General features: G+C 44.2%; 8 protein-coding genes. 1 reads left to right on the top strand and 7 read right to left on the bottom strand.

Features of this window, described 5'->3' with window-relative positions:
• Window positions 1-20: 20 nt before the first annotated feature.
• The 7 genes from OCV99_RS01525 to OCV99_RS01495 all read right to left on the bottom strand — a co-directional run bounded on the left by OCV99_RS01525 (window position 21) and on the right by OCV99_RS01495 (window position 10,496).
• Complete coding sequence (locus OCV99_RS01525) at window positions 21-1,796, bottom strand: ABC transporter ATP-binding protein (protein ID WP_158367483.1); 1,776 nt, start codon at window positions 1,794-1,796, stop codon at window positions 21-23.
• A gap of 150 nt (window positions 1,797-1,946) precedes the next feature.
• Window positions 1,947-2,564: a TetR/AcrR family transcriptional regulator gene (locus tag OCV99_RS01520; protein WP_158367481.1), complete on the bottom strand. Its 618-nt coding sequence runs from the start codon at window positions 2,562-2,564 to the stop codon at window positions 1,947-1,949.
• A gap of 89 nt (window positions 2,565-2,653) precedes the next feature.
• Complete coding sequence (locus tag OCV99_RS01515) at window positions 2,654-3,685, bottom strand: serine hydrolase (protein ID WP_158367479.1); 1,032 nt, start codon at window positions 3,683-3,685, stop codon at window positions 2,654-2,656.
• A 3-nt stretch (window positions 3,686-3,688) separates the two neighbouring features.
• Window positions 3,689-6,028, bottom strand: coding sequence for a serine/threonine protein kinase (locus tag OCV99_RS01510; RefSeq protein ID WP_158367477.1), 2,340 nt, complete (start codon window positions 6,026-6,028; stop codon window positions 3,689-3,691).
• Window positions 6,029-6,042: 14 nt separating this feature from the next.
• Window positions 6,043-7,587: an FHA domain-containing protein gene (locus tag OCV99_RS01505; RefSeq protein WP_158367475.1), complete on the bottom strand. Its 1,545-nt coding sequence runs from the start codon at window positions 7,585-7,587 to the stop codon at window positions 6,043-6,045.
• 22 nt (window positions 7,588-7,609) lie between these two features.
• Window positions 7,610-8,431: an ABC transporter permease gene (locus OCV99_RS01500; protein WP_158367473.1), complete on the bottom strand. Its 822-nt coding sequence runs from the start codon at window positions 8,429-8,431 to the stop codon at window positions 7,610-7,612.
• 187 nt (window positions 8,432-8,618) lie between these two features.
• Window positions 8,619-10,496: an LPXTG cell wall anchor domain-containing protein gene (locus OCV99_RS01495; RefSeq protein WP_158367471.1), complete on the bottom strand. Its 1,878-nt coding sequence runs from the start codon at window positions 10,494-10,496 to the stop codon at window positions 8,619-8,621.
• A 223-nt stretch (window positions 10,497-10,719) separates the two neighbouring features.
• On the opposite strand from OCV99_RS01495, the gene OCV99_RS01490 reads away from it, so the two are divergent.
• Window positions 10,720-11,427 (top strand): LytR/AlgR family response regulator transcription factor, encoded by a 708-nt coding sequence (locus OCV99_RS01490; protein WP_158367469.1) that lies wholly within the window; start codon window positions 10,720-10,722, stop codon window positions 11,425-11,427.
• Window positions 11,428-11,479 lie beyond the last annotated feature (52 nt).

The raw sequence follows: 11,479 nt of genomic DNA, 5'->3' as shown, positions 1-11,479 counted from the left end.
GCAAAGGTGTGTTTTAATTCTCAATCATTCACAACACCCACTTTCCATTTTGCAGCCTTGTTGTACTGCTTCCACATTTCAGCATACAGACCATCTTTTTCTTTTAATTGTTCATGCGTTCCGCTGTCTGCAATTTTTCCATCTTTTATTACAACAATCCTGTCCATACCCGTTACGGTAGACAGCCTGTGTGCAATCATCAGTACCGTTTTCCCCTTCGCAAGCATACGGAACGCCGCCTGTACCTTCGCTTCATTATCAGGGTCTGCAAATGCCGTGGCTTCGTCCAATATAAGAATAGGCGTATTTTTCAGCATAACACGGGCAATAGCAATTCTCTGCTGCTCTCCTCCTGACAGGTATATCCCCTTTGCACCCACAACTGTATCCACGCCTTCCGGCAGTTTATCCAGTATGTCGCCGCACTGTGCGTCGCGAAGCGCTTCCAAAACTTCTTCCCGGGAAGCATCCGGCCTCGCTATCCGCACGTTTTCAAGAATGGATGTTTTCAAAAGCTTTGAATCCTGAAACACAAAGGAAACCATATTCATCAGTTCTTCCTTCGGGATATCCCTTACATCTACGCCTCCGATTTTTACAGAGCCGCTATTTACATCCCAGAACCTTGCCACAACACTCGCAAGCGTCGTTTTCCCGCCGCCGGAAGGTCCCACGAAGGCAACATGTTCGCCTGCATGAATTTTAATGGAAACCTGATCCAATGCATTCTTATCCCCTTCCTTATAGCAGAAGGAAACCCGGTCAAGCTCAACAGAATTATTTTCCGGATGCCTGGGATTTTTCGTTTCCGGCAGCGGCTTTCTTTCTAAAATACTATCAATTCGTGACATAGCATCTGCCACAATCAACTTATTCTCACTTGCATACATGATTTTTGTAAGGGTTAGTGTAATAATCGGCGTAATGATAATGTAATACATCAGATTCAGAAGGAACTCATTTGTCACACCGTCCGATGTCATCACCAGCGCCGCCGCAATCAGTACCGCGAAAACACCATTTACAAGAGTTGTATAGACCATCATCGGCAGACGCAGATCCTTTGTGTATGCAATCACCCATTTTTCATAATTATCTATAGACTCTTTAAATCGTTTAAAAGAAAATACGGATTGCCCAAATGTCTTAACAACGGATATTCCTCTTACATATTCCACTGCCTCATTGGACATCTGTGCCAGTGCGTCATTATATTCCTTCATCTTCTCTGCCATGCGCTTTCCTGTCATCACACTCATAATTATAAATGCCGCTGCAATGGGCAAAAGACTTAAAAGTCCCAGCCGCCAATCAAAAACCATAAGCAAAATCAACAGCCCCACAGGCGTTGCAAGAGCATTTGCTTTATCCGGAAGCTGATGGGCAAGATAGGTCTCTGTCGCCGCGCTGGATTCATATACGATTTTTCTGATTTTGCCACTTCCAACGCTGTCCATAAATCCTACCGGTAATGTTACAATATGATGCATCGCTTTCATCCGAATATTTGCCTGTACGCGGAACGCCGCCAAATGCGAACACAGCAGGGCCATCACATAAATAAGAATTGCTGCAACCGCAGATAATACTGCCATCCAGCCATTATATGCCAAATTCTGTGCTTCTGCATAATTCGGGGCAACTTCCAGAACTTCCTTTATAACTTTCCAGATGTACACAAAAGGAAGCAATGCCACAAACGCACTAAAAGCACTCAACACCCAGGAAGCTATCGTTAAATATTTATAGTTTCCGGCATAACCTAAAAGTTTCTTCAGATTAGACTCTTTTTTCAAAGATAAAACCTCCTCTTTTTATAATATATAATAAGGGAACGCTGCAGTCGTTCCATTATTCTCTCCAAACTTTTATTAGCCTTAACTAACTTGCGGGGAAAAGAATAGAATCCACATTTTACAAGGATTCTATTTTTCTGTAGCATAATGCTACTGTCCCATAATTTTATACCATCCCGCACAATAAAAATCCCACATCTCGGACAGATAAATTTCTGCCCGTTCTATCGGCATCTCATGGATAATCAACTCAAAATACGTGTTAAACATCCCGGTAATCAAAATATGTTCCAGCATTGGATCAATATGCGGCGAAGGTTTTCCGATACTATCAAGGATTTTTTGAAAATCATGCGTCGCTTCTGTCTCAATCTCCACCATCTCGTCCAGCAGCCCGGCAAAACGAGTACCTTCCGAGCAGCAAAGCAGAAGTTTAAATTCCGTCAGATTGTCATACGCATACAAGAGCATATTCCGTACACACTGAAAAGAAAAGGTACCCAGATTCTCCATTTGTTTTTGCGGAGACATCTCGCGGAATTCCCGTATCGTCTTTTTATATTCATTCAAAAAAGTATGATACTGCTCTCCTACCAATGACTCGAATAACTCTTCCTTACTGCTATAATAGCCATAAAAGGCTCCCGTAGTCACACCCGCCATCTTGACAATGTTCCGCAGGGAGGCGGTCCTGAAACCCTTTTCAAGAAATTCCTGCATAGCCGCTGAATGGATGGAATCCAAAGTTGTCTGTTCTGCTTCGCTCATAAATACTTTCTCCACAATTTTATAACAGTGTTATATATCACTGTTATATTTTATAATGCTTTTAAAGATATGTCAATAGAAAAGTAAAACTATTGCATAGCCTCATACACCACGCTGGATGTTCGTGCTATGAACTGCTGCGCCTGGTATGTGTCCGAAAGATTCTCTGACATCACACATAATACATACGTACCACCGGCACTGTATACGATTGCTGCATCATTTTCCACATTAGAAAGCTCGCCCGTCTTATTGCCCACCGTTACGCCTGTCGGCAGTCCTGCCGGAATTTTGCTTCTTCTCTGCTGTTGATTCATATAACCAAGCACACTGGAAGAGCCCTGCAGCTGGCCCGCACTCGCCATTTTCAGATAGTTACAGCAATCGCGTACCGACGTGTAGTTATCATCCACATCATTTGGCTGCAGCATCAACCGCCCCATGTGTGTGTCAGAAAACCCATGATTCGCGCAATATTGATTCACACGAGCCATTCCGGTCTGTGCATCTCCGTCTCCCAATCTGGTTACCAGAGTATTACATGCCGTATTATCACTGACCGTTATCATAATACTAATCAGAGATTCCGTCTCGCCGCTATAGGACTCATATGCACTGACTAAGCCGTAATTCTCATACACGCATCCTGCCACATACAGCTTAATCAGGCTGGCCGCCTGCATCGCGCCTCCGTTAACCATTGCCATATCGTTTTCATTCACCCTGCCGGTACAGACTGCAACCTTGCCGCCTGCGCCGTATTCTGTATAAACCAGGTTCTCCAACCGGGCTTGTATCTCACTTATCCCGGTCTGTCCTGCAGACTGCGGGGTGGTTGTCTGTTCCGGTGTATTCTCTGAAGGCTGATTGTTTTCCGAAGAGGGCTGTTCTGTCTGCTCAGATTCCTGTGGCTGTGCCTTCTCAATCTTAATCCCGGGCACTTCCTTCCCGGCTTCCGCCTCAGACATTTCCGAATCGTCTACGACTTCCCCTTCAACTACTTCTCCCTCTTTATTAGCAGATGAAGTCCCCTGCCGCACTTTCCAAATTACTGCCCCTGCAGATACTGCCAGAACAGCAGCCAGCACTATAATCAGGATTTTTTTTAATCTGCTCTTCATACTCTATCTCCTCAGGTAGTTGCTATTCACATACCCGTACTGGTTCAGCGCCGGTACATACACATACCAGTATGTTCCCGTAGACGAATCCACAACATCTACTTCCTGTCCATTTGCAATCTTGCCAATCTCATTGGTAACATCATAGGCCATCGCATTGCGTAGCGCCAGATACCCGCTGGACACACTGGCATAATATACATTGCTGCCGGAAGATACCTGCGGACTGCTTGTGGCAGACGAAGTCAAATAGCTGCTGTTTGTATAGCCGTAAGCCCCCAGACTTGGACTATATACATACCAATACTGCTCATTCGTCCGGATTGCCTGTACATAATCTCCATTATACATCTTTCCGATTTCGTTTGACACATCATAGGCTTTCGCATTGCGCAGCGCCAGATATCCGCTCGCTACATTTACATAGTAGATTCCCTGATAAGTGGAAGGCGGACTGCCCGCACCTAAGATATCTCCGGCAGGCTGTGTCTGTGCCTGCGCAGGCTGCGTATCCTCCTGTTTTGCTTCCGTCTCTTCTTCCTTCGCCTTCTCCTCAGGCTCTTCTTCGCTCAGTTTACTTCGCTCTACATATCCATAAGCTCTTTTTTCTGAATTATAAATATAGGCATAGGTATCATTCGGCTTCGCAAGCACAGTCACTTCGTCTCCCCGCTCAGCCATTCCAATCGCCGCGCCATCCGCATCCGGCGTATTTAATATAGACAGTCTGTTTCCTTCTTCTACCTGGACATATCTCGTAACCGGATCGGTTACCGCATCCTCTTTATTGGTTAAATAATGATAGTCAATATAACCGATGATTTCTTCTGCTTCTATATATACCTTCCAGTAATTTCCCTCGCTCTTTTCCATCAAAGCTACTTTTTCGCCATTGTCAAGCTTCGCTACGACTTTACTGTCTTTATCTTCTGTTTCGCGAACCTTCATAACTTCCTTGCAGCCTGTTACATAATAATCGCCAATAGTCTCTATTTTTTCTTCATCATCATGAAAAGCGATGCCCCATATAAGGAAAAATGCAGCGGCAAGAATCGCCAGCCCTCCTGCTATAGCCAGTATCAGGAATTTTTTTCTGCCCGTATTGTTATTCTTCTGGTTCCTGCTGTCATCTTCCGGAATATTCGATGCAAACCTCTGATCTGTATACCAATCCTGCCCTGTATAACCGCCGGGACCTGTGTATCCTTTCTGCTCCGTATAACCACCGGGACCTGTGTATCCTCTCTGCTCCGTATAACTGCCGGAGCCTGTGTATCCTCCCTGCTCCGTATAGCCACCGGGACCTGTAGTTCTCCCTTGTTCCGTATAAACTGTCCGGTCAGCATATACCGTATAGTCTTCATCTGCTTCCGCTTCCTGCATCTCTCTCATTCCATTTTGGACAAGATTCAAAAGCTCTTCCATACTCCTGCAGCGGTTTTCTGCATGCAGGGCAAGCCCATACATAAGCGCATCTTCCAACGACTTCGTAATCCTCACTCCAAATGTGGAAGGACGTCTGATGTCATCATGGGACATCCGTTCCAATGCATCCGCAGGGGTCACTCCGGTAATACACTTATACATAGTTGCGCATAACCCGTACACATCCGTCCACGGTCCCTGCTCACTATTTCTTGTATATTGTTCCACCGGAGCATAGCCTCTCTTAATCGTACTTGTAAGCTCCCGGTCTCTTTCCATATAATGCCGCGCCGCCCCGAAATCCATCAACTTCAGCACGCCTGTATTCAGATACATAATATTATCCGGGCTGATATCACGGTGGATTACGCCTAATTTATGGATTTTGGCAAGCGCTCCCATAATCGGGATCATCAATTCAAATACCTTCTCTGCGCTCATAGCACCGAATTCCTTTATGTGGGAAGCCAGCGTCCTTCCCTCCAGATATTCCATTATAATATATGCAGTATCATTTTCCTCAAAAAAATCTTTCACATCCACAATTCCCGGTTCTTCTGAGAACTGTGCTATATTTCTCGCCTCATCCAGGAATCTGTCTATCCCTTTCCTTACCATATCTCTCTGTTCTTCCGTCGCAATGGTTAGATGAGAAGACGTCTCACTATTCCTATTAATATGGCCAAGTGGATAAAATTCTTTAATTGCCACTTTTTTATCAAGCACAAGATCCCTTCCTATGTAAGTAATTCCGAATCCGCCCTCGCCTATGGCCGTCCCGACCAGATATTTCTCTTTCAGGATAGTCCCCGGCTTCAGTTGATGGGGCGCCGTCTCCCGAATATTCAGATTCACACAATCCGCACAAAATGTTCCGGATGTAACCTCTCTCATACAATTCAAACAATATTTTTTCATCCTTGCTATCTCCCTTATCCGTGTACTCTATTCCTGTATTTCTGAATATAGTAATCTGCTTTTCCTTTTCCTCCTTCGTAAGGCGGATTAATCTCCAGCATAATGTCCTGCAGCCGGCTTACTCCGAAGAAATGTTTTGCCTCTTCTACGTCTCCGTAAAATGCCATATGACCGCTCTGGTCATTGGTACTCTTTGCTATCACGAGCACCTTTGTAAAAAGGCTCTTTCCAGTCTGGCTGTCAACAGCGTCATCCGGCTCATGAGAAATAACCATAACAATTTTCCCATTATCTGCAATCTCCTTCAAAATCTCCATCTGCTGCATCCTGGAGGCCGCATCCAGGCCAGAGTCTGGCTCATCACATATAAAGACTTTCTGGAATCCTATCAACTGGGCGGCAACGGATACTTTCTTCTTCTGCCCTCCGCTCAACTGGCTAATCAGATGGTTCTCCAGCTTCTGAACGCCGACCTTTTCCATCGTCTCCTGTACTCTCTTTTTCTTATCCTCTTTAGAATAATCATTCTTATTCAGTTTTATCTCAGCCACATCCATAAGCGTCTCCCGAACCTTATCGCTCAGTCTGAGATTCAAAAACTGCGGAACCAGGCCAATCTTCGTCTTCATGCTTTTAAAATTTTTGTACAAATCCTGGCCGTCCAGCAATATCTCTCCATCTGCCTTTTTCTCACCTAATATTGCATTAATCAGTGTCGTCTTCCCGGCTCCTGACCCACCAAGGATTAATACAAAATCTGTGCTTTCCGCTTCAAAATGAATATCCCGAATCAATATCTTCCTGCCAAAATTAACATCTTTCTTTTTGATATTCACAGACAGCCTTCCTTCCGGCTCTCCAAAACAATTATATATTATCGTCTGAAACCAGAAAATCATAAGTGTATTTCCGATAAATAATACGTCATGATTACGCAGCCTCTCTCGCCCATGCACTTCCCGGCCATTGAGGCGCACTCCATTCTGGCTCTGCATATCTTCAATCCACCACTGCTGCCCATTCTGCCAGATTACCGCATGTCTGCGCGAAACCATCATATCATCCAAAACAAGGGTATTTCTTTCATCCCTTCCGATCGAAATACTTCCGCTAACACCCACGGGACAGGAAGTCCATCTGGATCCTTTCACATAACTGTATGTGAAAATCATAAGAACAGCTTCCGGATGCGGGTCGTCAAGTCGGCTCTTGTCAATTCGGAGTATATCTCCTTCCTCAAGTTTATGCGGAGCAGAGCCTCGTGCATCATAAGGCAGAAGCTTCCTCCCATTTACATAAGTACCGTTCATGCTATTATTGTCAATATAATAATAATCTCCTGTCCTCTCTTCATAGACAAATTCTCCATGCCGTCTTCCCGTGATCCTGGAATGGACACAAATATCACAGGATGACTTTTCATACACTCTGCCCAGGGTCATATTCCCCTGAAGTGAAATAACCGTCGGCTTATTTCCCGCATCCAGAATAATCAAAGACGCCGACCGCCCCTGTTTCTCCGGCGCCCTGTAAATAAATGTCCTGTTTTCATCCACCATGTACTCTCACCCTCGCCTCACTCTATGAATCTCTGTTTTTAATCTTCAGACTCAGTATACTAATTCCGATACAGCAAATCAGAAGGCCAACACACCATCCCCATGCCGTAAACAGATTTTCCGCCACACAGTCATAACAGGCTTCTGTCTCCAGACGTTCCACCATCGGGTATGCCGCACTGATCTTTAGCGGATACTTTGCATTGTTCAAGTCGGCTATACTGCCAAATGCAGACATTCCCCATTTACTAAAAGTAATATAGGCAATCTTCTTGCTCATTCCGCTTAATTCAAACAGCACGCCACTCATAATCAACTGTAAAATCAGTACAAATGGCATGATTGTCATCGCCGTCGTCGGGTTTCCCGCTATGGATGACAGCATGATTCCCATAATTGCCGATCCAAATGTCAACAAGAATATGGTAATAAAATACTCAACATAAGCACTTGTAATAATCCCTTCTGTATTAAAATCAATGAATACCAGACACACACCAAAAATCACACAGCTCTGGATCAGGCACAGCAAAAATTGCCAGCCCACATTCGCAAAGATATAAGAAGATAACCGCATCCCCTGCCTGTACTCAGAACGGATAATCTCATGTTCTTTACAAATAGACTGGACGGAATTAAAAATACCTATCCAGATACAGGCAGATACAATCGTAAAAAAGCCTGATTTTGTACTCTCATATGTAGTAAACATATTCTCCCCCACAACAGATGCTACGAGTGCTGCAATAATCACCGCAAACACAACAAACTTCCAGGCTTTCTCCCGGATTGCAATTCTTGCTATCTTTTTAAAATATACAGCTGTCTGTTTCATTGAAAACATTTTATGTATCCTTTCCTTTGTCTGACTGCAGACATTTTTCTACATTATAACACCAATACAGCCAAAATAAAAGAGTGAAGAAAGTCCTTAAAAACACAAAGAGAGGTGTAACTCATCCGAGTCACATCTCTCCCTGAACAAACTCCTTTTACAACAGACTACTCTTGCCGCAAATTCCTTTCTTTCACTATCTTACCCTTCGTCTGTAAATCACCGTTCCTGCCAAAACAATCAGCGCCATTCCCATAGACACGATCCACAAGATCATATAGCTGTCATCTCCGGTTTTCGGACTGCCGGAACTACTACTTGTATTGCTCACAGTACCTGTCGCAGAATTATTCCCATTGGAATTTGTCGTGACCGTACCTGTTGCCGGAATCTCAACCGCATCCTTCTTGTTGCCGCACACTTCACACTCCTCGTGCTTAGAACCTTTTTCTGTCGCAGTAGCCTCTTTATCTATCACCCATTTAAAACGATGTCCGACTGCAGCAATTATTTCTGTTTTTTCATCTGTATATACTTTTCCTTCAAACGAAGCGCTTGCGCTATACTTCATACTGCCTGCTTCTGTACAAGTAGCGGCTGTTGTGTTCTTACTGATTTTTGCTTCCACATTTTCCACATGCGCTTCGTCTCTCTTACAAGTAAAACTTATTACAGCACTACTATAATCTTCTGCCCATTTCCACTCCGGATCGCTCCACTCATGGCCGAGAGCAGGCAGTTCACGGACGTCTGTCTCTCCGCATCCATTATCACAGACAGCTTTCTCTGTTCCCTTCTCCGTACAGGTAGCAACCGTCTCAGTTACATAAGCCGTATAACTATGTCCAGTTGCCGGAATCACTGTACTATCCTTTATGGCGTCACATCTGCTGCAATGGATTGATTTACTGCCGTCCTGCGTACATGCAGGCTCCTGGTCAACAGTAAAGTCATCCTCCCAGTCATGCCCTACAGGATCCATGTCTCTATATTCCTTGTATTCACACCTGCTGCAAGTACGCTGTTCACTGCCCTGTCCGGTACAACTTGGAGCGGCTGCCGTCTCCCACTCGCCAAAATCATGTCCCATTGCCGGAATCACCATATCCACCGCATCTATTTCTGTATTTCCTTCTGCATCTGCGAAGTTCTTTCCACATACTTCACAGCTCCAGTATTCGGTGCTTCCTGCCGTCGTACAGGATGCCTCCACTCTCCCGTGATGCGTCAATATGGATGCATCATCCGTGTGCGAACAAAGCGTGGTAACTGCAATCGGTTCACTGATGGCTTCCACAAGTCCTGTGCTGTTGCTCTGATTTACTTTAGCCCAGAAATAGTAAGTTGTGTTAGGCAAAATTCCATCCCATTCCGCCGTAAACTCAGAAAAAGGGATGAAGCTTAATGTAGATGGATCTGCGTCTGGCGTAGTGCTCATAGCATAATAAACCACCTCATTATCGCCAGCTTTCTGGCTGACATCCGCACTCAGATTTATTGTATCCGAAGTAACATTGTCCAATTTACAGGTAATGGCACGAGGAATCACAGTATGTATCACCTCAAATGTTACCTTGCGCTGTGGCGGATTGCCTCCGGTACCGCTGTAGCCATCCTCTGTCCTCCACGGATTCGTACCCTTAGCGGCATATTCTTCCATGTACCAGAACCGAATCACTTTTGTTTTTTCTTCATTCTCTGTAAGCTCATGTGCGGTATATTTTGCACGGCTGGATTTACTGTAACTTGTAATATAATCATCTGGAATAATCGTAACATCACAATACCAGCGCTCTGTCTCTACATCCCACTGCACTTCACCCAGACTATATCCTACTTTACTGCTTGTATTCTCAAATAATTTATATTCCGTACTATAACATGCTGTATGATCTTCTACACATTTAATCGTAACAGCAATAGCTGTATGATTGGAATCACCATTACTTAAGTCCTCATAGGTCGGCGCTTCCGGCGCAATCCCTCCGCCGTTGGCAAAAGCAGCTCCTCCGGCGGCTCCCAATATCAACATTGTAAATAACAAAAGTGGGAATATTTTTCTCTTTCTTTTCATCGCAATCTCCTCCCTGTTATAAAACTACAACACTTATTATATAAATATTCTGTCCTCTACTTCCATCCTCCTGACTTTTTTGGTTAAAAAATAACTTAATTGGTAGAAAAATAAAAAAAGACAAATGCTATGTTTTATGCTATGATTTAAATAATGTCAGCATATAAAGAACATTAGAACTTCCATGCATTGACATTAGAATTACGATTTAAAGAGGGATACTATGAGAATTGCTTTAATTGACGACGACAGCACACAGATTTCCCTACTGTCAGAAATGATCCTTACAGAATTATCCTCCATTGGCTGCCCGGATTATAAAATAGATGCCTACCCCAGCGGAGAGTCTTTTCTTGGCCGGGAACGGACAGAAATCTACGATGTTATTATCCTGGATATTTTTATGAATGGTCTAAGCGGAATAGAGCTTGCACGTAAGATCCGACAGTCTGACGATACTGTACATCTGATTTTCTGTTCAGCCAGCAATGAATTCGCTTCCGAGAGCTATGAGGTGAACGCTGACTACTACCTGCGCAAGCCTCTCACACAGGAAAATGTCTCCGCAATGTTCCGGCGGCTGAACCTTAAGCGTATGGAGCTATCCCAGACAATGATTCTTCCGAATGGTTATTCCGTCCGGCTCCGCCAGATTCTCTATACCAATTATTTCAATCATGTAGTTACATTTTATTTCAAAACAGAAGATTCGTACTCCCTGCGTATCTCACAGGCAGAGTTGGAAGACCTCCTGCTCCCTTACGGCTATTTCTTCTCCCCTATCAAGGGTATGATTATCAATCTGCATGAAGTAGTGAAACTGACAAAGGATTCTTTCCTCATGTCCAACGGGAAAATGATTCATATTACCCGAAGAAAATATAAGGAAGCCAGAGAAACCTATAACCGCTTCTGCCTGAAAAAACTCTGAATGAGGGTGAATGGCTGGCGCCGCCTGTTTATCGGAATTTTAACGGTAATTC

This window comes from Dorea acetigenes (assembly GCF_025567385.1).
Lineage (GTDB): Bacteria > Bacillota > Clostridia > Lachnospirales > Lachnospiraceae > Claveliimonas > Claveliimonas acetigenes.
The sequence above is the reverse complement of the archived record's forward strand: the minus strand, read 5'-3'. Positions and strand labels throughout refer to the sequence as shown.

What these genes read in the sequence shown, in the direction of transcription:
- OCV99_RS01520 (WP_158367481.1), bottom strand. Translation starts at nt 2,564, where the DNA reads ATGAGCGAAGCAGAACAGACAACTTTGGATTCCATCCATTCAGCGGCT.
- OCV99_RS01515 (WP_158367479.1), bottom strand. Translation starts at nt 3,685, where the DNA reads ATGAAGAGCAGATTAAAAAAAATCCTGATTATAGTGCTGGCTGCTGTT.
- OCV99_RS01510 (WP_158367477.1), bottom strand. Translation starts at nt 6,028, where the DNA reads ATGAAAAAATATTGTTTGAATTGTATGAGAGAGGTTACATCCGGAACA.
- OCV99_RS01505 (WP_158367475.1), bottom strand. Translation starts at nt 7,587, where the DNA reads ATGGTGGATGAAAACAGGACATTTATTTACAGGGCGCCGGAGAAACAG.
- OCV99_RS01500 (WP_158367473.1), bottom strand. Translation starts at nt 8,431, where the DNA reads ATGTTTTCAATGAAACAGACAGCTGTATATTTTAAAAAGATAGCAAGA.
- OCV99_RS01495 (WP_158367471.1), bottom strand. Translation starts at nt 10,496, where the DNA reads ATGAAAAGAAAGAGAAAAATATTCCCACTTTTGTTATTTACAATGTTG.
- OCV99_RS01490 (WP_158367469.1), top strand. Translation starts at nt 10,720, where the DNA reads ATGAGAATTGCTTTAATTGACGACGACAGCACACAGATTTCCCTACTG.